Below are 26862 nucleotides of genomic sequence, written 5' to 3'. Positions count from 1 at the left end.
ATTTAAGTTGGCTGATATGCAGGACATTCAAACGCAACCCGACACCACCTTTACGCTCAACCATCTCTCCTTTCGCGTACCCGGGCGCACGCTGCTGCATCCGCTCTCTCTGACGTTTCCGGCCGGTAAAGTGACGGGACTGATTGGTCACAACGGTTCCGGTAAATCCACGCTGCTCAAGATGCTGGGGCGCCATCAGCCGCCTTCAGAAGGCGATATTCTGCTGGATGACCAACCGCTGGAGAGCTGGAGCAGTAAAGCCTTTGCCCGCAAAGTGGCCTATCTGCCGCAGCAGCTGCCGCAGGCGGAAGGGATGACGGTGCGTGAGCTGGTGGCGATTGGGCGTTATCCGTGGCACGGTGCGCTTGGGCGCTTCGGCGTCGCCGACAGAGAGAAGGTGGAAGAGGCGATTGCGCTGGTCGGGCTAAAACCGCTGGCGCACCGTCTGGTGGATAGCCTGTCCGGCGGCGAACGTCAGCGCGCGTGGATCGCGATGCTGGTGGCGCAGGACAGCCGCTGTCTGCTGTTGGATGAACCGACCTCTGCGCTGGATATCGCCCATCAGGTCGACGTCCTGGCGCTGGTGCATCGCCTGAGCCAGCAGCGTGGCCTGACGGTCATTGCGGTCCTGCACGATATCAACATGGCCGCGCGCTATTGTGACTACCTCGTCGCGCTGCGCGGGGGCGAGATGATTGCCCAGGGGACACCGGCCGAGCTGATGCGCAGCGAAACGCTGGAACATATTTACGGTATTCCGATGGGTATTCTGCCTCACCCGGCCGGGGCTGCACCGGTGAGCTTTGTCTACTGATGCTGAATAACACACGCATTAGCCGCCGTCGCCTGCTGACGGCGATGGCGCTCTCGCCGCTGCTGTTAAAAATGAATACGGCGCGTGCCGCCGCCGTCGATCCGCACCGTATTGTGGCCCTGGAGTGGCTGCCGGTCGAACTGATGATGGCGCTCGGCGTTACGCCCTATGGCGTAGCGGACATTCCTAACTATAACCTCTGGGTGAACGAGCCAAAGCTGCCGGACTCGGTAATCGACGTCGGTCTGCGAACGGAGCCAAACCTTGAGCTGCTCACCCAGATGAAACCTTCGTTCCTGTTCTGGTCAGCGGGCTACGGCCCGTCAGAGGAGACTATGGCGCGCATTGCGCCAGGACGTGGATTTGCTTTCAGCGACGGTAAAAAACCGCTGGCCGTGGCGAAAAACTCGATTAACGAGATGGCGCATTTCCTCAACCGCGAAGCGGAGGCCAAAAAGCATCTCGACGAATTTGATGCCCTGATCGACTCCCTGAAGCCGCGCTTTGCTCACCGGGGCGATCGTCCGCTGCTGATGGTGACGCTGCTGGATGCCCGCCATATGCTGGTCTTCGGTAAAAACTGTCTGTTCCAGGAGGTGCTGGACAGCTTCGGCATTCGCAATGCCTGGGAAGGGGAGATGACCTTCTGGGGCAGTACCGCCGTGGGTATCGATCGTCTGGCGGCGTTTCGCGATGTGGACGTGCTCTGTTTCGACCACGGTAACGAACGCGACATGCAAACCCTGATGGCGACCCCGCTCTGGCAGGCGATGCCGTTTGTACGCGAGAAGCGCTTCCAGCGCGTCCCGGCGGTCTGGTTCTACGGTGCGACGCTGTCGGCCATGCATTTTGCCCGCGTGCTGGATAACGCCCTGGGAGGTAAAGCATGAGTACGCGTATCGCCCGCTTCCCGGCGCTGCTGTTATCCCTGCTTTTTCTGGTTGCGCTGGTATTAACCGGATTCAACCTCTCCGCGGCCTTACCACGCGCGCAGTGGGGGGCCGCTCTGGCCTCGCCGGATATCGACAATATTCAGCAGATGCTGTTCCACTACAGCCTGCTGCCGCGTCTGGCGATCTCCCTTTTGGTCGGGGCCGGCTTAGGGCTGGTGGGCGTGCTGTTCCAGCAGGTTTTACGTAACCCGCTGGCAGAGCCAACCACGCTCGGCGTCGCGACCGGCGCGCAGCTTGGGATCACCATCACCACGCTGTGGGCGCTGCCGGGAGCGTTAACCTCGCAGTTTGCGGCACTCGCGGGGGCGTGCGTGGTGGGCGCGCTGGTCTTTGGCGTGGCCTGGGGCAAGCGCCTTTCTCCTGTAACGCTTATTCTGGCCGGGCTGGTGGTGAGCCTGTACTGCGGGGCGATTAACCAGCTGCTGGTGCTGTTCCATCACGATCGGCTGCAAAGCATGTTCCTGTGGAGTACCGGCACGCTCACCCAAACCGACTGGAGCGTTGTCCTGCACCTGTGGCCGCAGCTGGCTGGCAGCGTCGTGCTGACGCTGCTGCTCCTGCGCCCTCTGACGCTCATGGGGCTGGATGATGGCGTGGCGCGTAACCTGGGGCTGGCGCTGTCGCTGGCTCGTCTGGCGGCGCTGACGCTGGCGATTGTATTAAGCGCCCTGCTGGTCAACGCGGTCGGCATCATCGGGTTTATCGGCCTGTTTGCGCCGCTGCTGGCGAAAATGCTCGGGGCGCGTCGCCTGCTGGCGCGTCTGATGCTGGCGCCGCTGATTGGGGCCCTGATCCTCTGGCTTTCCGATCAGCTTGTTCTCTGGCTGGCGCAGGTCTGGAGGGAAGTGTCCACCGGCTCGGTGACCGCGCTTATCGGGGCGCCGCTGCTGCTGTGGCTGCTCCCGCGCCTGCGCAGCATGAGCGCACCGGCGATGGATGCCGGCGATAAAGTTTACGCTGAACGTCGGTCGGTGCTGTGGTTTAGCCTTGCCGGTCTGGCTGTGCTGATTATCGCTTCGTTTGCGGCGCTCTCATTTGGACGCGATGCCGTGGGCTGGCACTGGGCGACGGGGGATTTACTCAATGAACTGGTGCAGTGGCGCTGGCCGCGTATCTTCGCTGCGCTGATCGCAGGGGTAATGCTGGCGGTGGCGGGGTGCATTATTCAGCGTCTGACCGGCAACCCGATGGCAAGCCCGGAAGTGCTCGGGATCAGCTCTGGCGCCGCCTTTGGCGTGGTGCTGATGCTGTTCTTTGTGCCGGGGAATGCGTTTGGCTGGCTGATGCCTGCCGGCAGTATCGGTGCGGCAGTCACGCTGATGATTATCCTTATTGCCGCCGGTCGCGGTGGATTTTCACCGCACCGCATGCTGCTGGCCGGGATGGCGCTCAGCACCGCGTTTACCATGCTGCTGATGATGCTGCAGGCCAGCGGCGATCCGCGTATGGCGAAGATCCTGACCTGGATTTCCGGCTCAACCTACAACGCCACCGGCAGCCAGGTGGTCTGGTCCGGGATCGCGATGCTCGTGCTGCTGGCGATGGTGCCGCTGTGCCGCCGCTGGATGACCATTCTGCCGCTCGGCGGCGAAACCGCGCGCGCGGTGGGAATGGCGCTGACGCCAGCGCGCGTGGCCCTGCTGCTGCTGGCGGCGTGCCTGACGGCTGTGGCAACCCTGACGATTGGACCGCTGAGTTTTGTCGGATTAATGGCGCCGCACATTGCCAGAATGATGGGGTTCCGCCGGACGATGCCGCATATTGTGATGTCGGCATTGACGGGCGGGATGATGCTGGTGTTTGCGGACTGGTGCGGAAGAATGGTGCTGTTCCCGTATCAGATCCCGGCGGGTCTGCTGTCGACCTTTATCGGTGCGCCGTACTTTATTTATCTGTTGAGAAAGCAGAGCCGGTAATAAAAGTAAACGGTAATCCTTAGATTGCCGTTTTTGTGTTTGCTCCCTCTCCCCGTGGGAGAGGGTTGGGGTGAGGGCATCAAGCCGCACATCTTACAGCTTCGCAAACACCTTGCGCGCCGCGTCGATGGTGTTGTTGATATCTTCTTCGCTGTGCGCCACGGACATAAAGCCCGCTTCGAACGCGGACGGCGCCAGGTACACGCCTTCTTCCAGCATCAGGTGGAAGAAGCGCTTGAAGCGTTCAACGTCGCACTTCACCACGTCCTGATAGCAGGTCACGGTTTTCGCATCGGTGAAGAAAATCCCGAACATGCCGCCCACGTGGTTGACCACCAGAGGGATACCGGCCTCTTCTGCGGCTTCCAGCAGACCGTTTGCCAGCTGCGTGGTCAGGTCGGTCAGGGTTTCGTGAATACCCGGCTGTGCCACTTCGGTCAGGCAGGCAAAGCCCGCCGCCATGGCGATGGGGTTACCGGAGAGCGTGCCCGCCTGGTAAACCGGACCGGTTGGCGCCAGGGCTTCCATCACGTCCTTACGACCACCGAAAGCGCCGACCGGCATGCCGCCGCCGATGATTTTGCCGAGGCAGGTCAGGTCCGGCACGACGTCGTAGTAAGACTGGGCACCCGCCAGCGCGACGCGGAAGCCGGTCATGACTTCATCGATGATCAGCAACGCGCCGAACTCATCGCACAGGGCGCGCAGGCCCGGCAGGAAGTCAGGCTGCGGTGGGATGCAGTTCATGTTGCCGGCAACCGGCTCAACGATGATGCAGGCGATCTCCTGCGGATACTGCTCGAACGCCGCGCGAACGGTAGCAAGATCGTTGTAGGTGCAGGTCAGGGTGTGCTTCGCGAAATCTGCCGGTACGCCAGGCGAGTTCGGCTGGCCGAGCGTCAGCGCGCCGGAACCGGCTTTCACCAGCAGGCAGTCCGCATGACCGTGGTAGCAGCCTTCGAACTTGATGATTTTATCGCGACCGGTAAAACCGCGCGCCAGGCGGATGGCGCTCATGGTGGCTTCGGTACCGGAGTTCACCATACGCACCATGTCCATGGTAGGCACCAGCTCGGTCACCAGCTCCGCCATTTTCACTTCCATTTCGGTTGGCGCACCGAAGCTCAGGCCACGCTGGGCGGCTTCAATCACCGCGTTACGAATGGCAGGGTGGTTGTGCCCCAGCACCATCGGTCCCCAGGAACCTACATAATCGATATAGGCTTTGCCATCGACATCATACAGATACGCGCCGTCAGCACGTTCGATAAACAGCGGCGTACCGCCCACGCCGGTGAAGGCGCGCACAGGTGAGTTCACGCCACCCGGAATAAGCTCGCGGGCTGCACTGTAGAGGTTTTCAGACTTGCTCATGGCGTCGTTCCTGGTTCGAATAAAATGGTTAAGCCCACTATTCTATGTGATTCGATGAAGGTTATGAAATTTTTAGCCGGGCAATGCTTTAAGATTTGTTAAGTAATTTTCAGGAGACGGTGGGGCCGTCTCTGGTAAAATCCTTGCGGCTTTTTGTGTGACAAATAAGAACAGGACATGAAATCAGATTCTCCGTCTTTTGAAGAACAACAGTTTACGCGCGCCCAGCACCGAATCAGCATTCGGCGGCTGCTCAATCGCGATAAAACACCGCTGGCGATCCTGCTGGCCGCTGCCGTGGTGGGCACTCTCGCGGGCCTGGTTGGCGTAGCGTTTGAAAAAGCGGTTAATGCCGTACTCAACTGGCGAGTGGGCACCGTGGCCGGTTTCGCCGACAGCGAATGGCTGGTCTGGATGTGGGCATTCGGGCTGTCCGCGCTGTTTGCCATGGTGGGGTATTTTCTGGTGCGTAAATTCGCGCCGGAAGCGGGGGGATCGGGCATCCCGGAAATTGAGGGCGCGCTCGAGGAGCTGCGTCCGGTGCGCTGGTGGCGGGTGATTCCGGTTAAGTTCATCGGCGGCATGGGGACTCTGGGCGCGGGAATGGTGCTTGGACGGGAAGGACCCACGGTACAGCTGGGGGGGAACGTCGGCCGCATGGTGGGCGATCTGTTTCGGATGCGAAGCGCCGAAGCGCGCCATACGCTGCTGGCAACCGGCGCGGCGGCGGGGCTTTCCGCCGCGTTTAACGCGCCGCTGGCGGGCATTTTGTTTATTATTGAAGAGATGCGCGCGCAGTTCCGCTACAACCTGATCTCGATTAAAGCGGTGTTTACCGGCGTCATTATGTCGAGCATCGTGTTTCGCATCTTTAATGGCGAGGGCGCGGTCATTGAGGTGGGTAAACTCACCAACGCGCCGGTCAATACCCTGTGGCTTTACCTGATCCTCGGCATGATTTTTGGCGTAGTGGGGCCGCTGTTTAACACCTTTATCCTGCGCGCTCAGGATATGTTCCAGCGCATTCACGGCGGGAACACCACGAAATGGGTGCTGATGGGCGGTCTGCTGGGCGGAATGTGTGGCGTACTCGGGTTTATCGAGCCGAATGCCGCAGGCGGCGGGTTCGGGCTGATTCCCATTGCGGCGGCGGGGAATTTCAGCGTGGGTCTGCTGCTGTTTATGTTTATCTCCCGGGTTATCACGACGGTACTGTGCTTCTCTTCCGGCGCGCCCGGGGGGATTTTTGCCCCGATGCTGGCGCTGGGTACGCTGCTCGGGACCGCATTTGGTATGGCGGCTGAAGTGGGCTTTCCCGCCTATCACCTTGAAGCCGGGACCTTTGCGGTGGCCGGAATGGGGGCGCTGCTGGCCGCGTCCCTGCGTGCGCCCTTGACCGGGATCGTGCTGGTGCTGGAGATGACGGACAATTACCAGCTCATTTTGCCAATGATCATTACCTGCCTCGGCGCGACACTATTAGCCCAGTTCCTGGGTGGAAAACCGCTATACTCCACCATCCTCGCGCGTACCCTGGCGAAACAAGAGGCTGAACGGGCCGCCACGCAGAATACTTGAATGAATTACCAGGGTATTAGATAATGAGACAAAGAATTGGGTGAATTTTACCCAATAGCAGTATTCATGGGAGCATAAGATGAGTGATGACGTAGTAGCTGTACCGCTCGAATTTACCGAAGCAGCAGCCAACAAAGTGAAAGTCCTGATTGCCGACGAAGACAATCCGGATCTGAAACTGCGTGTCTATATTACCGGTGGCGGCTGCAGCGGCTTCCAGTATGGTTTTACCTTTGACGATCAGGTTAACGATGGCGATATGACTATCGAGAAACAGGGCGTCGCGCTGGTGGTTGACCCGATGAGCCTGCAATATCTGGTGGGTGGTTCGGTGGATTACACCGAGGGTCTGGAAGGTTCGCGCTTTGTGGTCACTAACCCGAATGCGACAAGCACCTGCGGGTGTGGATCTTCGTTCAGCATCTAAGAGAGTGCGGGCTGATGCCGTTACTCCGTCCCTTTCTCACAGGGATAGGGCGTAAATACTCAAAACGGTAACCTTGCGGTTACCGTTTTGCTTTTACCTGCCATTATCATCCAGCGCAAACGTCGGCAGCTTCAGGTGCCAGCGTATCGCCGCTAAGCGTATCACCAGCGTCACGACCATCCCCAGCATCGCGGCATTTTCCAGCGGGAGGGCAAAGGTGTAGTACGCGGTAGCGTGAACAATCCCGCCCACGATGCAGGCCGTTGCGTAAATTTCAGTACGCAGGATCATCGGCACTTCACGCGCCAGAATGTCGCGAATGATCCCACCGCCCACGCCGGTTAATACGCCCATGCAGATTGCCACCATCGGACCGGTTCCCGCATTAAACGCCTTGTTGACGCCAATACCGACAAACACGGCCAGACCCACGGCATCCAGTACCGGCAATATCCACTTGGGTAAGCGGCGGGGCTGGCGAACCAGCACAATGGTTAACAGACAGGTGACCATCGCGACCACCAGATCGGTAGGATCTTTTACCCAAAACACCGGGCCATTCGCCAGCGCCATATCGCGGATTGTCCCGCCTCCCACGGCGGTCACCACGCCGAGCACCAGCACGCCAAACGGATCCATGCGTAGTTTTCCGGCGAGCAGGACGCCGGAGATAGCAAAAACGGCTGTGCCAAGAATATCCAGCCAATAAACGAGCATCGTTAAATCCTCGAAAAGGGTCTTATGTTAGTGACTCTCTGCCAGCGCGGCACAGAGCTGTTTTGCGGCGAGGATAATACGCGGGCTGGCGCGTTCAAACCAGTCGCTGTTGAGCGGGATCACCGGAATTTTTAGCTGCCTTTGCCAGAATTGTTCAATTTTAGGAATCTCGCTCGCATTTCCGACCACGACGATGGCCTGCGGCTGGCGCGCCAGAACCTGCTCGCGGCTCACCTGCGGCCAGGGTACCCGGCTGGCAGCAAAGATGTTTTCACCGCCGCAGACTTCCAGCACCTGGTTCTGAATCGACCCTTTTCCGGTGGTAAACAGCGGCTGGCTGCCAAACTGCAGGAAGATGCGCTTTTTAACAGGGGTATCGTATCGGGATTTCAGCGCGGCGTAGGCGCTCAGCATCTGATTCGCCGCAGCCTCGGCTTTTTTAGGTGTAGGGCTATAGGGTGCCAGGGCGCGTAGCGCCTGAGCGACCTGCTCAATGCTGACGGCATCAATCCACATGACCTTTATGCCAAGCGAGGTGAGCTGGTTGACCTGCCGCTCGGCGTTGCCGCCGCGCCAGGCCAGCACGAGATCCGGTTTAAGCGCCACGATGCGCTCAAGGTTCATCCCCTGCCAGGTTGCCACCTGTTCAATACCCGCGGCCTGCGGTGGGTAATCCGAAAAGCTACTCACGCCAACGGGCGTGATCCCGGCGGCAAACGCCAGTTCAGTATTTGCGGGAGAGAGGGTAATCACGCGCGGTAACGCATAGAGCCACAGCGGTGCGAGAAGAAGCAGGGCGGCCAGCGCCCTGACGGTATGTTTAGCCACGTGCCAGATTCTGCACCAGGCGCTCCACCATCACGGTGGACTGTTTTGCCGCAACGGTCAGGAACTCGTCGAAGCTGATGTGGGACTGCTGGTCTGCCACGTCAGAGATGGCGCGAACCACCACGAAGGGTACGCTGAAGTTATGGCAGACATGAGCGATCGCGGTCGCTTCCATCTCAACGGCAACCGCCTGAGGGAAGTTATGACGAATTTTCGCCAGCCCAACGGAGCCGTTGATGAAGGCATCACCGCTGACAATCAGACCGCGTACCGCGTTGAGGTTGAGTTCTGCGATGCAGGTCTCTGCCGCCGCAATCAGCTTGTCGTCAGCTTTAAAACCAGCAGGGCAGCCCGGGAGCTGTCCGTACTCGTAACCGAACGCGGTGACGTCGGCATCGTGGTAACGCGCTTCGTCGGAGACAACGATATCGCCCACCTTCAGCGTCGGCGCCAGGCCGCCCGCAGAGCCGGTATTCACGATCACGTCCGGCTTGCAGCGCTCAAGCAGCAGGGTTGCACCCAGCGCAGCAGCCACTTTACCGATGCCTGATTTCAGCAGAGCCACGTCAACACCGTTCAGCTGGCCGGTGTAGATCTCACAACCTCCCAGAGAGAGGGTCTGACGGTTCTCAATTTTGTCACGCAGCAGCGTAACTTCTTCTTCCATTGCACCAATAATGCCGATTTTCATAGATTTACTCGCGATGTGCCTTGTTAAGATGCATAGTCTATCATGCGGTTAAGGGGAAACGCATTCTCACGCGGGGGAGCACATGTCACCAATCGATTTTCGTACCAAAATTAACTGGCACCGACGTTTCCGTTCGCCGCAGGGCGACAAGAGCGAACATGAGATCCTGCGTATCTTCGAGAGCGATCGCGGGCGGATCGTTAACTCGCCTGCCATCCGCCGTCTGCAGCAAAAAACTCAGGTGTTCCCGCTGGAGCGTAACGCTGCGGTACGCACGCGCTTAACCCACTCGATGGAAGTGCAGCAGGTCGGGCGCTACATTGCCAAAGAGATTTTGAGCCGTCTCAAAGAGCAGCGTTTACTGGAAGCCTATGGTCTGGACGAGCTGACGGGGCCCTTCGAGAGCATCGTTGAGATGGCCTGCCTGATGCATGACATCGGCAACCCGCCTTTCGGCCACTTTGGTGAGGCGGCGATCAATGACTGGTTTAAGCAGCGGCTTTATCCTTCGGATGCGGTAAGCCAGCCCCTCAGCGATGACCGCTGCATCGTACGCGATTTACGCCTGCGTGAAGGTGAAGAGCGGCTGAACGACCTGCGCCGCAAAGTGCGCCAGGATTTGTGTCACTTCGAGGGCAACGCGCAGGGGATCCGGCTGGTCCATTCCCTGATGCGCATGAACCTGACCTGGGCACAGGTTGGCTGCATTCTGAAATACACGCGACCCGCGTGGTGGATGGGGGATACGCCCCCGTCCCACAGCTATTTAATGAAAAAACCGGGCTATTACCTTTCCGAAGAGGCCTATATTGAACGGTTACGTAAAGAACTTTCATTGACGCCAAACGGCCGCTTTCCATTGACCTGGATTATGGAAGCCGCGGATGATATTTCCTATTGCGTGGCCGATCTGGAAGATGCCGTGGAGAAAAGAATCTTCAGCGTCGAGGAGCTTTATCAGCATCTTTATGCGGCCTGGGGCACCCATGAAAAAGGTTCGCTGTTTGCGCAGGTTGTCGAAAATGCCTGGGAAAAATCGCGCTCAAATACATTAAGCCGCAGTACGGAAGACCAGTTCTTTATGTATTTGCGGGTCAATACATTAAATAAACTGGTGCCGTATGCGGCGTCGCGTTTTATTGATAATTTGCCGCTCATTTTCAGCGGGGAATTCAACCACGCGCTGCTGGAAGATGACAGCAGTTTCAGTCAACTCCTTGAGCTTTATAAACATGTGGCGATGCGGCATGTATTCAGCCATCCGGATGTCGAGCAGCTGGAGCTGCAGGGCTATCGGGTAATCAGTGGGTTACTGGAAATTTATTCCCCGTTGCTTCAGCTGTCGGTCAATGAATTCAGCGAACTGGTGGAACACGAGCGCGTGCGCAGAATACCCATCGAATCGCGGCTTTATCAAAAACTCTCTACCCGGCATCGTCTGGCGTATGTCGAAGCGATTGGCAAGCTGGAACGCAACTCTCCCGAATGGCCGGTGATGGAATATTATTATCGCTGCCGTCTTATCCAGGACTATATCAGCGGCATGACGGATTTGTATGCCTGGGATGAATACCGCAAGCTGATGGCGGTGGAATAATTCCGGAGTTTTGTAAAGACGGCCAATAAATTTTTACCTTTTCCATAAACTTATCGCCGGAACTAAGCGGTATAAAACGAATCTGAGTTACACAGCAATTTTGCGTTACCTGTAAATCGAGATTGAGAAACATGAAAAAAACCACATTAGCAATGAGTGCACTGGCTCTGAGTTTAGGTTTAGCGCTGTCTCCTCTGACTGCTACTGCAGCCGAGACCGCGTCGTCGGCAGCAACCGCGCAGCAGATGCCAAGCCTGGCACCGATGCTCGAAAAAGTGATGCCATCGGTGGTGAGTATTAACGTTGAGGGCAGCACGACCGTCAATACGCCGCGTATGCCGCGTAACTTCCAGCAGTTCTTCGGCGACAACTCGCCGTTCTGCCAGGACGGTTCGCCATTCCAGAGCTCTCCGTTCTGTCAGGGCGGCGGTGCCGGGGATGACAGCCAGGGCGGCGGCCAGCAGCAGAAATTCATGGCGCTTGGCTCGGGGGTAATTATTGATGCGGCGAAAGGCTACGTCGTCACTAACAACCACGTTGTCGATAACGCGAACAGCATTAAGGTTCAGCTGAGCGATGGCCGCAAGTTTGACGCCAAAGTGGTGGGTAAAGACCCGCGCTCCGACATTGCGCTGATCCAGATTCAGGATCCGAAAAACCTGACGGCGATTAAAATTGCCGACTCTGACGCGCTGCGCGTGGGCGACTATACCGTGGCGATCGGTAACCCGTTCGGCCTGGGTGAAACCGTGACATCCGGTATCGTCTCTGCGCTGGGTCGTAGCGGCCTCAACGCGGAAAACTACGAAAACTTCATCCAGACGGATGCGGCGATCAACCGCGGTAACTCCGGCGGTGCGCTGGTGAACCTGAACGGTGAGCTGATCGGTATCAACACCGCTATCCTGGCTCCGGACGGCGGCAACATCGGTATTGGTTTTGCTATCCCAAGTAACATGGTGAAAAACCTGACCTCGCAGATGGTGCAGTATGGTCAGGTGAAACGCGGCGAGCTGGGTATCCTCGGTACGGAGCTGAACTCCGAACTGGCTAAGGCGATGAAAGTTGACGCTCAGCGCGGGGCATTCGTCAGCCAGGTGATGCCGAATTCCTCCGCGGCGAAAGCGGGCATTAAAGCGGGGGATGTGATCACCTCCCTGAACGGTAAACCGATCAGCAGCTTTGCTGCCCTGCGTGCCGAAGTGGGCTCGATGCCGATTGGCAGTAAAGTGACCCTCGGCCTGCTGCGCGACGGTAAGCCGGTTAACGTGAGCCTGGAGCTGCAGCAGAGCAGCCAGAATCAGGTGGATTCCAGCACCATCTTCAGCGGGATTGAAGGTGCCGAGATGAGCAACAAAGGCGCAGACAAAGGCGTGGTGGTGAACAACGTGAAAGCGAATTCACCGGCAGCCCGTATCGGCCTGAAAAAAGGCGATGTGATCATGGGCGCTAACCAGCAGCCGGTGAAAAACATCGCTGAACTGCGCAAAATTCTTGAGAGCAAGCCTTCCGTACTGGCGCTGAATATTCAGCGTGGTGATAGCTCTCTTTATCTGCTGATGCAGTAATTCTCTTAAGCCCCTGTTCGCAGGGGCTTTCTCGTTTCTGTGATTCTTGCCACAACTCCATACTTCTCCCTCTCTCTTTGTGCATTCGCACAATGCAGCCGTCGCTGAACTTCCCTATGCTTGAGCTCTGCTCACGGGAGGGTTACATGGCTGGCTGGCATCTTGATACAAAAATGGCGCAGGATATCGTGGCGCGCACCATGCGCATCATTGATACCAATATCAACGTAATGGATGCCCGCGGGCGCATTATTGGCAGCGGCGATCGCGAGCGTATTGGGGAATTGCACGAAGGTGCGCTGCTGGTGCTTTCTCAGGGGCGGGTCGTGGATATCGACGATGCGGTAGCGAAACACCTGCACGGCGTACGTCAGGGCATCAATTTACCGCTGCGTCTTGAAGGCGAAATTGTGGGGGTAATCGGCCTCACCGGCGAGCCCGAGTCACTGCGAAAATACGGTGAGCTGGTCTGTATGACGGCTGAGATGATGCTGGAGCAGTCGCGCCTGATGCACCTGCTTGCCCAGGACAGCCGCCTGCGTGAAGAGCTGGTGATGAACCTTATTCAGGCGGAAGAGCATACGCCTGCGCTCAGCGAATGGGCGCAGCGTCTGGGGATCGATCTCAACCAGCCGCGCGTGGTAGCGGTCATTGAGGTCGATAGCGGCCAGCTTGGCGTGGACAGCGCGATGGCCGAGCTGCAGCAGCTGCAAAATGCGCTGGCGACGCCGGAGCGCGACAACCTTGTAGCGATAGTCTCACTGACGGAAATGGTGGTGCTCAAGCCCGCGCTCAATCAGTTTGGACGCTGGGATGCAGACGATCATCGCCGTCGCGTGGAGCAGCTGATCTCCCGGATGGAGGAGAACGGCCAGCTGCGTTTTCGCGTTGCGCTGGGCAACTACTTTACCGGGCCGGGCAGTATCGCCCGCTCCTGGCGTACCGCGCGCACCACCATGATGGTGGGCAAGCAGCGGATGCCGGAGAGCCGCAGCTATTTTTATCAGGATCTGATGCTGCCGGTGCTGCTCGACAGCCTGCGCGGGGGCTGGCAGGCCAATGAGCTGGCGCGGCCATTGGCGCGTCTGAAAGCCATGGACAACAACGGCCTGCTGCGCCGGACGCTGCAGGCGTGGTTCCGCCATAACGTGCAGCCGCTGGCGACCTCAAAGGCGCTGTTTATTCACCGCAATACGCTTGAGTATCGGTTAAACCGGATTTCAGAGCTGACGGGGCTGGATCTGGGAAACTTTGACGACAGGCTGCTGCTGTATGTGGCGCTTCAGCTGGACGAGCAGAGATGACTGAGTGCGGTCTGGTACCCTCACCCCATCCCTCTCCCACGGGGAGAGGGCGCAAACACTAAAAACGGCAATCAAGGATTGCCGTTTTGCTTTTATTTCCGCGTTAATTTCTCAAGATCCGCTTCAATCTCGCTGATCTTATTTGTTACAACGCTTTCAAGGTGACGCAGATCGTCAAGGATCTTACGCTTGAGATCGACTTCGGTGCGGTCGCGCTGGCAGATCTGATCGAGTTCATCGATCACATAGCGCAGGTTAGGGCTGATTTCCTGTACTTCTTTGTAGCCCTGTCCTACACCGTCAGCCACAACGGTCTTACGCTGGCGTGGATATTTAAACTTCACGCTTTTGGCGAAAAACTCTCCTTTGTCCTTGTGAAAATAGATTTTCAGAATATCGTTATTGGCCTCCTGACGGAGGCTGTAACGATCAATTTCATCAGGATTGGTAATGCCCAGACTTTTCAGATTATCGTACATAGCGGTACCCTTGATCTCAACATAACCTTTGAATAATTAACGAAAAAATCTATTTTCGCCACCCTCAGATATAAAAAAAGCGGGGTTGCCCCCGCTTTTTGTTATACCCGATTAATCGATGGTGCGCAGCAATTCGTTGATGCCCACTTTACCGCGCGTTTTCGCATCCACTTTCTTCACGATAACCGCACAGTACAGGCTGTATTTGCCATCTTTTGACGGCAGGTTGCCGGAAACCACCACGGAGCCCGCCGGAACGCGACCGTAGTGAACTTCACCGGTTTCACGGTCGTAAATACGGGTGCTCTGACCGATGTAAACGCCCATGGAGATCACGGAGCCTTCTTCAACGATCACGCCTTCAACCACTTCAGAGCGCGCGCCGATGAAGCAGTTGTCTTCGATAATGGTCGGGTTAGCCTGCAGTGGCTCCAGAACACCACCGATGCCCACGCCGCCGGACAGGTGAACATTTTTACCGATCTGCGCGCAGGAACCGACGGTCGCCCAGGTGTCGACCATGGTGCCTTCGTCAACGTAGGCACCGATATTCACGTAGGATGGCATCAGCACGGTGTTACGTGCGATGAACGCACCCTGGCGAACCGCCGCAGGCGGTACCACGCGGAAGCCTTCTTTCTGGAAACGCGCTTCGTCGTAGTCAGCGAATTTCATTGGCACTTTATCGAAGTAGCGGCTTTCTGCTCCGTCGATAACCTGGTTATCGTTGATGCGGAAAGAGAGCAGCACGGCTTTCTTCAGCCATTGATGAGTGACCCACTGACCGTCGATTTTTTCTGCCACGCGCAGCGCGCCGGAATCCAGAAGGGAAATCACCTGGTTTACCGCTTCACGGGTCACGGTATCCACATTTGCCGGGGTAATCTCGGCGCGACGCTCAAAAGCGGACTCAATAACGTTCTGTAACTGCTGCATTGTTTACTCTTTCCATTTCACTAAAAAACATATCACCCTTTATCGTTTGGATTGAGGGCTGCTGTCAACCGTTGTTGCACTTCAAGCTGCAGGTCATTATTAAGGGCACGCCGGTCCGCTGTCGCGATTATAAATAAATCTTCTACTCGCTCGCCAATCGTTGTAATTCGGGCCCCATGGAGCGAAATTCCCAGATCGGCAAAAACCTGGCCGACGCGGGCAAGCAGCCCTGGCTGGTCGAGCGCGATCAGCTCCAGGAACGATTTACGGTCGGTGTGGGTCGGCAGGAAATTGACCTCGGTATCGACGGTAAAGTGGCGCAATTTCGCCGGCTGGCGACGCGGCTGCGGGGGCTGCCAGCTACGCTGGGTAATCGCCTGTTCCAGACCAAAACGTATCCCTTCATGCCTGTCCGACGAGAGCGGGCTGCCGTCCGGCTCAAGCACGATAAAGGTGTCCATCGCCATGCCGTCGCGGGTGGTGAATATCTGCGCGTCGTGAACGCTCAGGTTACGCCTGTCCAGCTCGGCGCAGACCGCAGCAAACAGGTAAGGTCGGTCCGGGCTCCAGATGAAAATCTCCGTCCCGCCGCGGGTGGCCTGCGGGCTCAGCAGGATCATCGGCTGGGACAGATCGTGCTTGAGCAGATGCCGCGCGTGCCACGCAAGCTGGTTTGGACTATGGCGGACAAAATAGTTGGCGCGGCAGCGGGCCCAAATCTGATGCAGTGCCTCTTCATCAATATTATCCATCCGCAGCAGCGCCAGCGCCTGCAGCTGGTGATGACGCACGCGTTCGCGCATGTCCGGGGTGTTTTGCATCCCGCGACGCAGCTGTTTTTCGGTGGCGAAGTACAGCTCGCGCAGCAGGCTCTGCTTCCAGCTGTTCCACAGGGTCTCGTTGGTGGCGCAGATATCGGCCACCGTCAGGCAGACCAGATAGCGCAGACGGTTTTCCGTCTGAACCTCTTCAGCGAACTGCTTGATCACTTCCGGATCCTGAATGTCACGACGCTGCGCGGTGACCGACATCAGCAGGTGATGGCGCACCAGCCAGGCCACCAGCTGCGTTTCACGCGAGTTCAGGCCGTGCAGTTCGGCAAATTTCAGCACGTCCTGTGCGCCCAGCACCGAATGGTCACCGCCGCGACCTTTGGCGATATCGTGGAACAGGGCGGCAATCAGGATCAGTTCCGGATGGGTCAGGCGCGGCCACAGCTCCACGCAGAGCGGGTGGCGAGAGCGCGTCTCTTCTTTCGCAAAGCTTTCCAGCTTGAGCATCACGCGGATCGTGTGTTCATCCACCGTGTAGGCGTGGAACAGATCGAACTGCATTTGCCCGACAATGTGCGACCACTGCGGCATATAGGCCCACAGCACGCTGTGGCGGTGCATTGGCAGCAGGCCGCGGCTGACGGCGCCCGGGTGGCGGAGCATGCTCAGGAACAGCGAACGCGCTTCCGGGATATAGCACAGCGGCTGCGTCAAATGACGGCGCGCATGGCGCAGATGGCGCAGGGTGGTGGAGTAGATGCCTGTGATGGTGCTGTTGCGCACCATGGTATAGAACATCCGCAGAATCGCTTCCGGCTCGCGGATGAACAGCGTTTCGTCGCGCAGGTCGATAAGCGTGCCGCGCAGCTGGAATTCGTCATCAATCGGGCGCGGTTTTTCGTCCGCCGTCAGGGCCAGAATGGCCTCGTCGAACAGCTGCAACAGCATCTGGTTCAGCTCGGTCACCCGGCGGGTGACGCGGAAGAAATCCTTCATCATGTGCTCAACCGGCTCGTTGCCTTCGCCCTGATAATTCAGGCGCTGCGCCACGCTGAGCTGGCGGTCAAACAGCAGGCGGTTATCGTAGCGGGTGACTTCCAGATGCAGGGCAAACCGGATGCGCCACAGCAGGTGCAGGCACTCGTTCAGCTCGTTACGCTCGGCCTCGGTTAAAAAGCCGAAGCCGACCATCTCGTCCATCGAGGTGGCGCCAAAATGGCGGCGGGCGACCCACTGCAGGGTGTGGATGTCGCGCAGGCCGCCGGGGCTGCTTTTTATATCGGGTTCAAGATTATAGCTGGTGCCGTGGTAGCGCTGGTGGCGCTGATTTTGCTCCTCGACCTTCGCGGCGAAGAACTTTTCTGACGGCCAGAAGCCGTCGCTGAAGATGTGTTTTTGCAGCTCCAGGAACAGAGCGACGTCACCGATCAGCAGGCGGGTTTCAATCAGGTTGGTGGCGACGGTCAGGTCCGATAACCCTTCCAGCAGACACTCTTCCAGGGTGCGCACGCTGTGGCCGACTTCCAGCTTTACGTCCCAGAGCAGCGTCAGCAGTTCGCCAATTTTTTGCGCCTGTTCGTCCGGCAGCTTTTTGCGGCTTAAGATCAGCAGATCGATATCGGAAAGCGGATGCAGCTCACCGCGGCCATAGCCCCCGACGGCAACCAGCGCAACGTCGCTGATTTGCCCAAACCCGTAATCGATCCACAGGCGCTGCAGCAGCTGGTCGATAAATTCGGTGCGCGCTTCAATGAGCTGCTCGGCCGACACGCCTGCGTCGAAGGCGCTGCCCAGCCAGCGATGGAAAACATCCATATGGGCTTTAATATGCGCGCAGGTCAGCTCGTGCGACGGCCAGACGCCCGGGTTATCGGGCTGGTCGGGGAGGGTGGGAAGTGCTGTGTTAGCATACTGTTCGGGTAAAAGATTACTCATCGTGCGCCACCCATAAGAAAAAGCTATAGCCATTAAAAAAGCCGGCATTTGCCGGCTTTTTTATCATTCATCGTGCGTCAGTATCGCCGGGATGGTGTCATCCTTGCGCAACGTCATAATTTCGCAGCCGTTGTCTGTTACCACAATAGTATGCTCGTACTGCGCAGACAAGCTTCTGTCTTTGGTTTTCACCGTCCAGCCGTCTTTCATGGTACGGATGCGGTAATCACCCGCGTTGACCATCGGCTCAATGGTAAAGGTCATGCCTTTTTGCAGCACCACGCCGCCGTCATCTGCGTCATAGTGCAGGACCTGCGGTTCTTCATGGAAGACGCGACCAATGCCGTGACCGCAGTACTCGCGCACCACGGAGAAACCTTCTGCTTCCACAAACTTCTGGATTGCCGCACCGATGGTACGCAGGCGAATACCCGGTTTAACCATTTTCAGCGCCAGATAGAGGCTCTCTTGCGTCACTTTGCACAGACGCTCGCCAAGAATAGTCGGTTTGCCAACGATGAACATTTTTGAGGTGTCACCGTGGTATTCGTCTTTAATGACGGTCACGTCGATGTTAACGATGTCGCCGTCTTTCAGCAGTTTTTCATCGTCCGGAATACCGTGACACACCACTTCATTAATAGAGATGCAGACGGATTTCGGGAAACCGTGGTAGCCGAGGCAGGCGGAAACCGCGTGCTGCTCGTTCACGATATAGTCGTTACAGATACGGTCCAGCTCACCGGTGCTGACGCCCGGCTTCACGAACGGCTCGATCATTTCCAGCACTTCCGCGGCCAGACGACCGGCGACGCGCATCTTTTCAATTTCTTCAGGTGTCTTAATAGAGATAGCCATGTAATCTGTCCATCGGTGTCGATTTTTTCGACAATACTAGTCTAAGTGTCGTCAATGGTATCAGTCAGGCACGCTCCGTGCCAAATTGAGAATCATTAACAGCACACTCCGCCAACAACTGTTGGTTTCTGGTCGTGTTTTGTGATATAAAGCGCGCCGGACTTCCGATCCATCTCAGATACACAGGCTGGACGGAAGCGACAAATCTCACTTTGTGTAACAACACACACGTATCGGCACATATTCCGGGGTGCCCTTCGGGGTCGGTAATATGGGATACGTGGAGGCATAACCCCAACTTTCAATATAGAGGTTTTAAACATGGCAACTGTTTCCATGCGCGACATGCTCAAGGCTGGTGTTCACTTTGGTCACCAGACCCGTTACTGGAACCCGAAAATGAAGCCTTTCATCTTCGGCGCACGTAACAAAGTTCACATCATCAACCTTGAGAAAACTGTACCAATGTTCAACGAAGCCCTGGCTGAGCTGAACAAGATCTCTTCCCGTAAAGGTAAGATTCTGTTCGTTGGTACTAAGCGCGCTGCAAGCGAAGCTGTGAAAGATGCTGCTAACAGCTGCGACCAGTTCTTCGTGAACCATCGCTGGTTGGGCGGCATGCTGACCAACTGGAAAACTGTTCGTCAGTCCATCAAACGCCTGAAAGATCTGGAAACCCAGTCTCAGGACGGTACTTTCGACAAGCTGACTAAGAAAGAAGCGCTGATGCGCACTCGTGAACTGGACAAGCTGGAAAACAGCCTGGGCGGTATCAAAGATATGGGCGGCCTGCCAGACGCGCTGTTCGTAATCGATGCAGACCACGAGCACATCGCAATCAAAGAAGCTAACAACCTGGGTATCCCGGTATTCGCTATCGTTGATACCAACTCCGATCCGGACGGTGTTGACTTCGTTATCCCGGGTAACGACGACGCAATCCGTGCTGTTAGCCTGTACCTGAGCGCTGTAGCTGCTACCGTTCGTGAAGGCCGTTCCCAGGATCTGGCTTCTCAGGCGGAAGAAAGCTTCGTAGAAGCTGAATAATAAGGTTTTACCCCTTATTAGTACCGTGTATGAATAGGGGCCCATTACCGGCCCCTTTTTTCAATTTACACTGTTTGGCCTCCGGCCGGGCAGTTCACATCTCCCGAGGATTTAAGAATGGCTGAAATTACCGCATCCCTGGTAAAAGAGCTGCGCGAGCGTACTGGCGCAGGCATGATGGATTGCAAAAAAGCGCTGACTGAAGCGAACGGCGACATCGAGCTGGCAATCGAAAACATGCGTAAATCCGGTGCGATCAAAGCAGCTAAAAAAGCAGGCAACGTTGCTGCTGACGGCGTGATCATCACTAAGATCGACGGCAACTACGGCATCATTCTGGAAGTTAACTGCCAGACTGACTTCGTTGCTAAAGATGGTGGTTTCCAGGCATTTGCTAACAAAGTTCTGGACGCAGCTGTTGCTGGTAAAATCACTGACGTTGAAGTTCTGAAAGCACAGTTCGAAGAAGAACGTGTTGCGCTGGTTGCTAAAATCGGTGAGAACATCAACATCCGTCGCGTATCTTCTCTGGAAGGCGACGTTCTGGGCTCTTACCAGCACGGTGCACGTATCGGTGTTCTGGTTGCGGCTAAAGGTGCAGACGAAGAGCTGGTTAAACAGCTGGCTATGCACATCGCTGCAAGCAAACCAGAATTCGTTAAGCCAGAAGACGTGTCTGCTGAAGTGGTAGAGAAAGAGTACCAGGTTCAGCTGGACATCGCGATGCAGTCTGGTAAGCCAAAAGAAATCGCAGAGAAAATGGTTGAAGGCCGCATGAAGAAATTCACCGGCGAAGTTTCTCTGACTGGCCAGCCATTCGTAATGGACCCAAGCAAGTCTGTTGCTCAGCTGCTGAAAGAGCACAACGCTGACGTAACTGGCTTCATCCGCTTCGAAGTGGGCGAAGGCATCGAGAAAGTTGAGACTGACTTCGCAGCAGAAGTTGCTGCAATGTCCAAGCAGTCTTAATGATTGAAAAGGAGCCGCCTGAGGGCGGCTTCTTTTTGTCACCCGTCACAGGAAATCAGACAGGCTCCAGTATCGCTGTGCTGATTTGCGGCATATCATGTCGCCAGAATTAACCCCCATCTTAATCGTTGACAGTCTCAGGAAAGAAACATGGCTACCAATGCAAAACCCGTGTACAAACGCATTCTGCTTAAGCTGAGTGGCGAAGCGCTGCAGGGATCGGAAGGCTTCGGTATTGACGCAAGCATCCTTGATCGCATGGCACAGGAAATCAAAGAACTGGTCGAACTGGGTATCCAGGTTGGCGTGGTCATTGGCGGTGGCAACCTTTTCCGTGGTGCTGGTCTGGCGAAAGCGGGGATGAACCGCGTAGTGGGCGACCACATGGGTATGCTGGCAACCGTCATGAATGGCCTGGCAATGCGTGATGCACTGCATCGCGCCTATGTGAATGCCCGCCTGATGTCCGCGATTCCGCTGAATGGCGTTTGCGATAATTACAGCTGGGCAGAGGCTATCAGCCTGCTGCGCAATAACCGCGTGGTGATCCTCTCCGCCGGTACGGGTAACCCGTTCTTTACAACCGATTCCGCCGCCTGCCTGCGCGGTATCGAGATCGAAGCCGATGTGGTACTGAAAGCGACCAAAGTAGACGGCGTGTTTACTGCCGACCCGGCAAAAGATCCTTCTGCCACCATGTACGATCAGCTGAGCTACAGCGAAGTGCTGGATAAAGAGCTGAAAGTGATGGATCTTGCCGCCTTCACGCTGGCTCGCGACCACAAACTGCCGATCCGTGTCTTCAACATGAATAAGCCTGGCGCACTGCGTCGCGTGGTCATGGGCGAAAAAGAAGGCACTTTGATCACGGAATAATTTCCGTTGACGATAAATACAGGTAAGATTCCGCTTTATTTTGTAGTGGTATCTTACCCGGGCGCGCCTTTGGCGTTGTCATGAATTAAACGCGACTATACTTAGCACACCTGTAGCGCTGTGCTGGCGGATAGTCTGCCTGAGACAAGTTTTCAAGGATTCGTAACGTGATTAACGACATCAGAAAAGATGCTGAAGTACGCATGGACAAATGCGTAGAAGCGTTCAAAAACCAAATCAGCAAAATCCGTACTGGCCGTGCTTCCCCAAGCCTGCTGGATGGCATCATCGTAGAATATTACGGTACGCCAACCCCTCTGCGCCAGCTGGCGAGCGTGACGGTAGAAGATACCCGTACGCTGAAAATTAACGTCTTCGACCGCTCTATGAGCCCGGCCGTTGAGAAAGCGATTATGGCCTCTGACCTCGGACTGAACCCAAGCTCTGCGGGCGCAGACATCCGTGTTCCACTGCCTCCGCTGACGGAAGAGCGTCGTAAAGATCTGATCAAAGTCGTTCGTGGCGAAGCTGAGCAGGGTCGTGTATCCGTGCGTAACGTACGTCGCGACGCGAACGATAAAGTGAAAGCACTGCTGAAAGAAAAAGAGATCAGCGAAGATGACGATCGTCGTTCTCAGGACGACATTCAGAAAATGACCGACGCGGCCATCAAGAAAATTGATGCGGCGCTGGCAGAAAAAGAAGCGGAACTGATGCAGTTCTGATTTCTGTCGTACACTGATAAACGCCGTTCAGAGGGACTTCAGGTCTTGCTGGCGGCGTTTTGCTTTTATCTGGTCTAACTTTTTTCGGGCATCCCATGAAGCATTTAATACTCCTTGGCTCAACCGGCTCTATCGGTTGCAGCACTCTCGACGTCGTTCGCCATAATCCTGAACTTTACACCGTGACAGCGCTGGTGGCCGGTAAGAATGTGCAGCGAATGGTCGAGCAGTGCCTGGAGTTTGCGCCCCGCTATGCGGTGATGGATGACGAAGAGAGCGCACGTCTGCTGAAAGCACAGCTGCGTGAAAAGGGCTGCCGAACCGAAGTGCTGAGTGGCCAGCAGGCGGCCTGCGAGATGGCGGCGCTGGACGAGGTGGATCAGGTGATGGCGGCCATTGTCGGCGCGGCAGGGCTGCTGCCGACGCTTGCCGCGATTGATGCCGGTAAGGATGTTTTGCTGGCCAATAAAGAGTCGCTGGTCACCTGCGGACGCCTGTTTATGGATGCGGTGAAGCAGCGCGGCGCGCGTCTTTTGCCGGTCGACAGCGAACACAACGCGATTTTTCAGAGTTTACCGCAACCTTTTCAACAGAACCTGGGGTACGCTGACCTGGAGCAGAATGGCGTGGTGTCTATTCTGCTTACCGGGTCTGGTGGCCCGTTCCGTGAAACGCCACTGTCTGAACTGCGTGCAATGACACCCGATCAGGCGTGCCGTCATCCGAACTGGTCGATGGGGCGTAAAATCTCCGTTGATTCTGCCACCATGATGAACAAAGGTCTGGAATACATTGAAGCACGCTGGCTGTTTAATGCGTCAGCGAAACAGATGGAAGTACTGATTCACCCGCAATCGGTGATTCACTCGATGGTGCGTTATCAGGATGGCAGCGTGCTGGCACAGTTGGGCGAGCCGGATATGCGTACGCCGATTGCCCATTCAATGGCGTGGCCAAATCGAGTGAAATCCGGCGTGAAGCCGCTTGATTTCTGCAAGCTAAGTTCCCTGACGTTCAGTGAACCAGACTACGACCGCTATCCTTGTCTGAAGCTTGCGATGAATGCCTTTGACCAGGGGCAGGCGGCGACGACGGCACTTAATGCAGCCAATGAAATTACCGTTGAGGCATTTCTGAATCAGCAAATTCGTTTTACCGATATCGCGTCGTTAAATTTATCGGTGCTGGAGATGATGGATTTGCGCGAACCACAAAGCGTGGAAGAGGTGCTGGCGGTGGATGCAGCTGCGCGTAATATTGCGCGCCAACAGGTGACACGTCTCGCAAGCTGGTGATAAAGCAAGCACTAGTCGTCGTGCTATTTGTTAGCGTTGGGCTTCAGTGATATAGTCTGCGCCACCTGATCGCAGGTATTTGACTTAATGTGGTCAGGTGAGCCGTGGTTTGACACGGCTTTTTTATGTATAGGCTTCAGTATTCCTGAGTACCGTTAAATCCTTTTCAGGGACAAAAAACGCGTTATGTTGTCTGCGAATCAACCAATAAGCGAAAATTTGCCAGCTCATGGCTGCCGTCATGTAGCAATCATTATGGATGGCAATGGCCGCTGGGCGAAAAGACAAGGGAAGATACGAGCCTTTGGGCATAAAGCGGGGGCGAAATCCGTTCGCCGCGCCGTTTCTTTTGCCGCTAACAACGGCATTGATGCGTTAACGCTCTATGCTTTTAGCAGTGAAAACTGGAATCGACCTCTGCAGGAAGTGACTGCGTTGATGGAATTGTTTGTGTGGGCGCTAGACAGCGAAGTAAAAAGCCTGCACCGCCACAACGTTCGCCTGCGCATCATTGGCGATACCAGTCGTTTTAACTCACGTTTGCAGGAACGGATTCGTAAAGCTGAAGCGCTGACGGAAAATAATACCGGTCTTACGCTGAATATTGCGGCGAATTACGGTGGACGCTGGGATATTATCCAGGGCGTTCGGCATCTGGCCGAACAGGTTCAGGAAGGGCTGTTGAGACCCGACCAAATTGATGAAGAGGCGCTGAGCAAGCAAATCTGCATGAATGAACAGGCACCTGTGGATTTGGTAATTAGGACAGGGGGGGAACATCGCATAAGTAACTTTTTGATATGGCAAATTGCCTATGCCGAACTTTACTTTACGGATGTTCTTTGGCCCGATTTTGATGAACAAGACTTTGAAGGTGCGCTGCATGCCTTTGCCAATCGAGAGCGTCGTTTCGGCGGCACCGAGCCTGGTGGCGACAAAGCCTGATGGGGGTAGCTTTTGCTGAAGTATCGCCTGATTTCCGCTTTTGTATTAATACCCATTGTCATAGCGGCGCTGTTTTTACTGCCCCCGGTGGGATTCGCTATTGTCACGCTGGTGGTGTGCATGCTTGCCGCGTGGGAATGGGGACAGTTTAGCGGCTTTACCTCGCGCACTCAGCGAGTATGGCTTGCGGTACTTTGTGGCTTTATCCTGGCCATAATGCTGTTTACGTTGCCTGAGTATCACCATGATATTCATCAGCCCCTGGTTGCCGGTTCCTTGTGGATATCGCTGGCCTGGTGGGTTGCCGCGCTGTTGCTGGTTCTTTTTTATCCGGGTTCAGCGGCATTATGGCGTAATTCAAAAGTGCTGCGACTGATTTTTGGCTTGCTCACAATTATTCCTTTTTTCTGGGGGATGGTTGCGCTGCGAGCTTGGCACTACGACGAAAACCACTACAGCGGTGCGATCTGGCTGCTTTATGTGATGATTCTGGTCTGGGGGGCTGACTCCGGGGCCTATATGTTTGGTAAACTGTTTGGCAAACATAAGCTGGCACCGAAGGTTTCCCCGGGCAAAACCTGGCAAGGATTCATCGGCGGCCTGTTTACGGCAGCGATCATCTCCTGGGGCTACGGCGTCTGGGCGAATCTTGAAGTGGCACCGTCAATACTGCTGGTGTGCTCGATTTTTGCTGCGCTTGCCTCCGTGCTCGGTGATTTAACCGAAAGTATGTTTAAGCGTGAAGCAGGGATTAAGGACAGCGGACACCTGATTCCAGGGCATGGCGGTATACTGGATCGCATTGATAGCCTGACAGCGGCTGTTCCAGTGTTTGCGTGTTTGCTTTTACTGGTATTCGGGACGATTTAACGGAAGGTTTTATGCTGAGCATTCTCTGGAATCTGGCGGCGTTCATAGTTGCACTGGGTGTACTGATTACCGTGCATGAATTTGGCCATTTCTGGGTTGCTCGCCGCTGTGGCGTGCGCGTAGAGCGGTTTTCCATCGGCTTTGGGAAATCACTCTGGACGCGCACCGACCGCCACGGCACGGAATTTGTCATCGCCCTTATCCCGCTGGGCGGCTACGTCAAAATGCTCGACGAACGCGTCGAGCCTGTCGCTCCTGAGCTGCGACACAGCGCATTCAACAATAAAACCGTTGGACAACGCGCCGCCATCATTGCTGCCGGACCGGTAGCCAACTTCATCTTTGCGATTGTCGCTTACTGGCTGGTGTTTATCATCGGCGTCCCTGGCGTACGTCCGGTGGTGGGTGAAATTGCCCCCAATTCCATCGCGGCGAGTGCGCAAATTACATCCGGGATGGAACTTAAAGCGATTGATGGCATCGAAACCCCTGATTGGGATGCCGTGCGACTGCAGCTGGTAGCTAAAATTGGCGATCCGCAGACCACCATCAGCGTATCGCCGTTTGGTTCAGATACGCGTCAGGACAAAGTACTCGATTTACGTCACTGGCGTTTCGAGCCAGACAAAGAAGATCCCGTCGCTGCGCTGGGCATTCGTCCACGCGGCGCGCAGATCGAGCCGGTATTAGCCGAAGTACAGGCAAATTCGGCGGCGAGCAAAGCGGGTTTGCAAGCGGGCGACAGGATCGTTAAAGTCGATGGTCAACCATTAACAGAGTGGATGACCTTTGTTACTCTGGTGCGCGATAATCCGGGAACGTCTCTCGCGCTGGAAGTTGAAAGGCAGGGCAGTCCGCTTTCGCTGACGCTGATCCCGGATACGAAGTCGGTCGGCAAAAAGGCAGAAGGGTTCGCAGGCGTTGTGCCGAAAGTGATCCCGCTGCCAGATGAGTACAAGACAATACGCCAGTATGGGCCGTTCAGCGCCATCCTTGAAGCCACGGATAAAACATGGCAACTGATGAAGCTGACGGTCAACATGTTGGGGAAATTGATAACCGGTGATGTGAAACTGAACAACCTCAGTGGGCCAATTTCGATTGCTCAGGGGGCTGGGATGTCAGCGGAATTCGGGGTGATTTACTATCTCATGTTCCTCGCGCTCATTAGCGTGAACCTTGGGATAATCAACCTGTTCCCGCTTCCCGTTTTAGACGGGGGTCATCTGCTGTTTTTGGCGATTGAAAAGCTAAAAGGCGGACCGGTATCCGAGCGAGTTCAAGACTTTAGTTATCGCATTGGCTCGATTTTGCTGGTGCTGTTAATGGGGCTTGCACTTTTCAATGATTTCTCTCGGTTGTAAGAGAGTGTTAGGAAGAACGCATA

The 26862-nt window shown here is 56.1% G+C and carries 24 protein-coding genes; 16 read left to right on the top strand and 8 right to left on the bottom strand.

What is annotated here, in order from left to right; all coding sequences use genetic code 11:
- The first annotated feature begins 16 nt into the window (after window positions 1–16).
- From fhuC to fhuB, 3 genes are read left to right on the top strand one after another with little or no spacing between them, the layout of a single operon-like run.
- Entirely contained in the window at window positions 17–814 is a 798-nt protein-coding gene (gene fhuC / locus SPG90_RS15720) for a Fe3+-hydroxamate ABC transporter ATP-binding protein FhuC (RefSeq protein WP_033144663.1), read from the top strand.
- Window positions 814–1704, top strand: a complete 891-nt coding sequence (gene fhuD / locus SPG90_RS15715) for a Fe(3+)-hydroxamate ABC transporter substrate-binding protein FhuD (protein ID WP_023310442.1) — start codon at window positions 814–816, stop codon at window positions 1702–1704. The genes fhuC and fhuD overlap by 1 nt, the downstream gene beginning before the upstream one ends.
- The gene (gene fhuB / locus SPG90_RS15710; protein ID WP_239631941.1) at window positions 1701–3683 is read left to right on the top strand and encodes a Fe(3+)-hydroxamate ABC transporter permease FhuB; all 1983 of its coding nucleotides are present in this window, start codon (window positions 1701–1703) and stop codon (window positions 3681–3683) included. Before fhuD ends, fhuB begins: the two co-directional genes overlap by 4 nt.
- 93 nt (window positions 3684–3776) lie before the next feature.
- On the opposite strand, the gene hemL is transcribed toward fhuB, so the two are convergent.
- Complete coding sequence (hemL, locus tag SPG90_RS15705; RefSeq protein ID WP_023310444.1) at window positions 3777–5057, bottom strand: glutamate-1-semialdehyde 2,1-aminomutase; 1281 nt, start codon at window positions 5055–5057, stop codon at window positions 3777–3779.
- Between the two features lie 177 nt (window positions 5058–5234).
- On the opposite strand from hemL, the gene clcA reads away from it, so the two are divergent.
- Complete coding sequence (gene clcA / locus SPG90_RS15700) at window positions 5235–6635, top strand: H(+)/Cl(-) exchange transporter ClcA (RefSeq protein WP_126303551.1); 1401 nt, start codon at window positions 5235–5237, stop codon at window positions 6633–6635.
- Window positions 6636–6714: 79 nt separating this feature from the next.
- Window positions 6715–7062, top strand: coding sequence for an iron-sulfur cluster insertion protein ErpA (gene erpA, locus SPG90_RS15695; RefSeq protein WP_023310446.1), 348 nt, complete (start codon window positions 6715–6717; stop codon window positions 7060–7062).
- 93 nt (window positions 7063–7155) lie between these two features.
- On the opposite strand, the gene SPG90_RS15690 is transcribed toward erpA, so the two are convergent.
- The 3 genes from SPG90_RS15690 to mtnN are packed head-to-tail and all read right to left on the bottom strand — an operon-like array spanning window position 7156 to window position 9298.
- Complete coding sequence (locus SPG90_RS15690) at window positions 7156–7779, bottom strand: TRIC cation channel family protein (protein ID WP_023310447.1); 624 nt, start codon at window positions 7777–7779, stop codon at window positions 7156–7158.
- Window positions 7780–7806: 27 nt separating this feature from the next.
- Window positions 7807–8607 carry a vitamin B12 ABC transporter substrate-binding protein BtuF gene (gene btuF / locus SPG90_RS15685; protein ID WP_248162664.1) on the bottom strand — a complete coding sequence of 267 codons (801 nt, stop codon included), beginning with the start codon at window positions 8605–8607 and terminating at the stop codon, window positions 7807–7809.
- Entirely contained in the window at window positions 8600–9298 is a 699-nt protein-coding gene (gene mtnN / locus SPG90_RS15680) for a 5'-methylthioadenosine/S-adenosylhomocysteine nucleosidase (RefSeq protein ID WP_014882620.1), read from the bottom strand. Before mtnN ends, btuF begins: the two co-directional genes overlap by 8 nt.
- An 82-nt stretch (window positions 9299–9380) precedes the next feature.
- On the opposite strand from mtnN, the gene dgt reads away from it, so the two are divergent.
- The 3 genes from dgt (at window position 9381) to cdaR (ending at window position 13767) form a co-directional block, all read left to right on the top strand.
- Window positions 9381–10895 (top strand): dGTPase, encoded by a 1515-nt coding sequence (dgt, locus tag SPG90_RS15675; protein WP_248184080.1) that lies wholly within the window; start codon window positions 9381–9383, stop codon window positions 10893–10895.
- A 131-nt stretch (window positions 10896–11026) separates the two neighbouring features.
- Complete coding sequence (gene degP, locus SPG90_RS15670) at window positions 11027–12463, top strand: serine endoprotease DegP (RefSeq protein ID WP_322408227.1); 1437 nt, start codon at window positions 11027–11029, stop codon at window positions 12461–12463.
- 146 nt (window positions 12464–12609) lie between these two features.
- Window positions 12610–13767 carry a DNA-binding transcriptional regulator CdaR gene (gene cdaR / locus SPG90_RS15665; RefSeq protein ID WP_045355183.1) on the top strand — a complete coding sequence of 386 codons (1158 nt, stop codon included), beginning with the start codon at window positions 12610–12612 and terminating at the stop codon, window positions 13765–13767.
- A 92-nt stretch (window positions 13768–13859) separates the two neighbouring features.
- Here the strand turns inward: cdaR and SPG90_RS15660 are convergent, their stop codons facing one another.
- From SPG90_RS15660 to map, 4 genes are all read right to left on the bottom strand, one after another.
- Window positions 13860–14246, bottom strand: a complete 387-nt coding sequence (locus tag SPG90_RS15660; protein ID WP_014168696.1) for a DUF3461 family protein — start codon at window positions 14244–14246, stop codon at window positions 13860–13862.
- Window positions 14247–14357: 111 nt separating this feature from the next.
- A complete protein-coding gene (dapD, locus tag SPG90_RS15655; RefSeq protein WP_008501915.1) occupies window positions 14358–15182 on the bottom strand; it encodes a 2,3,4,5-tetrahydropyridine-2,6-dicarboxylate N-succinyltransferase in 825 nt (274 codons plus the stop codon).
- A 32-nt stretch (window positions 15183–15214) separates the two neighbouring features.
- Window positions 15215–17890, bottom strand: a complete 2676-nt coding sequence (gene glnD, locus SPG90_RS15650; RefSeq protein WP_029741204.1) for a bifunctional uridylyltransferase/uridylyl-removing protein GlnD — start codon at window positions 17888–17890, stop codon at window positions 15215–15217.
- 63 nt (window positions 17891–17953) lie between these two features.
- Window positions 17954–18748, bottom strand: a complete 795-nt coding sequence (gene map / locus SPG90_RS15645) for a type I methionyl aminopeptidase (protein WP_023310454.1) — start codon at window positions 18746–18748, stop codon at window positions 17954–17956.
- Between the two features lie 321 nt (window positions 18749–19069).
- Between map and rpsB the strand changes: the two genes are divergently transcribed.
- From rpsB to rseP, 8 genes are all read left to right on the top strand, one after another.
- Window positions 19070–19795: a 30S ribosomal protein S2 gene (gene rpsB / locus SPG90_RS15640; protein ID WP_003856207.1), complete on the top strand. Its 726-nt coding sequence runs from the start codon at window positions 19070–19072 to the stop codon at window positions 19793–19795.
- 117 nt (window positions 19796–19912) lie between these two features.
- Window positions 19913–20764 (top strand): translation elongation factor Ts, encoded by an 852-nt coding sequence (tsf, locus tag SPG90_RS15635; RefSeq protein WP_014882627.1) that lies wholly within the window; start codon window positions 19913–19915, stop codon window positions 20762–20764.
- A gap of 150 nt (window positions 20765–20914) precedes the next feature.
- Entirely contained in the window at window positions 20915–21640 is a 726-nt protein-coding gene (pyrH, locus tag SPG90_RS15630; RefSeq protein WP_008501910.1) for a UMP kinase, read from the top strand.
- A gap of 167 nt (window positions 21641–21807) precedes the next feature.
- On the top strand, window positions 21808–22365 hold the full coding sequence (gene frr / locus SPG90_RS15625) for a ribosome recycling factor (protein ID WP_003856180.1): 558 nt from the start codon (window positions 21808–21810) through the stop codon (window positions 22363–22365).
- A 95-nt stretch (window positions 22366–22460) separates the two neighbouring features.
- The gene (gene ispC / locus SPG90_RS15620; RefSeq protein ID WP_239631945.1) at window positions 22461–23660 is read left to right on the top strand and encodes a 1-deoxy-D-xylulose-5-phosphate reductoisomerase; all 1200 of its coding nucleotides are present in this window, start codon (window positions 22461–22463) and stop codon (window positions 23658–23660) included.
- A 186-nt stretch (window positions 23661–23846) separates the two neighbouring features.
- On the top strand, window positions 23847–24605 hold the full coding sequence (ispU, locus tag SPG90_RS15615; protein ID WP_024907522.1) for a (2E,6E)-farnesyl-diphosphate-specific ditrans,polycis-undecaprenyl-diphosphate synthase: 759 nt from the start codon (window positions 23847–23849) through the stop codon (window positions 24603–24605).
- Between the two features lie 12 nt (window positions 24606–24617).
- Window positions 24618–25475: a phosphatidate cytidylyltransferase gene (cdsA, locus tag SPG90_RS15610; RefSeq protein ID WP_023310457.1), complete on the top strand. Its 858-nt coding sequence runs from the start codon at window positions 24618–24620 to the stop codon at window positions 25473–25475.
- Between the two features lie 11 nt (window positions 25476–25486).
- A complete protein-coding gene (gene rseP, locus SPG90_RS15605) occupies window positions 25487–26839 on the top strand; it encodes a sigma E protease regulator RseP (RefSeq protein WP_045401105.1) in 1353 nt (450 codons plus the stop codon).
- Window positions 26840–26862: the final 23 nt, after the last annotated feature.

The organism is Enterobacter sp. D2 (genome assembly GCF_034427575.1).
Classification (GTDB): Bacteria; Pseudomonadota; Gammaproteobacteria; order Enterobacterales; family Enterobacteriaceae; genus Enterobacter; species Enterobacter cloacae_M.
This window is presented reverse-complemented; position numbering and strand designations above follow the sequence as displayed.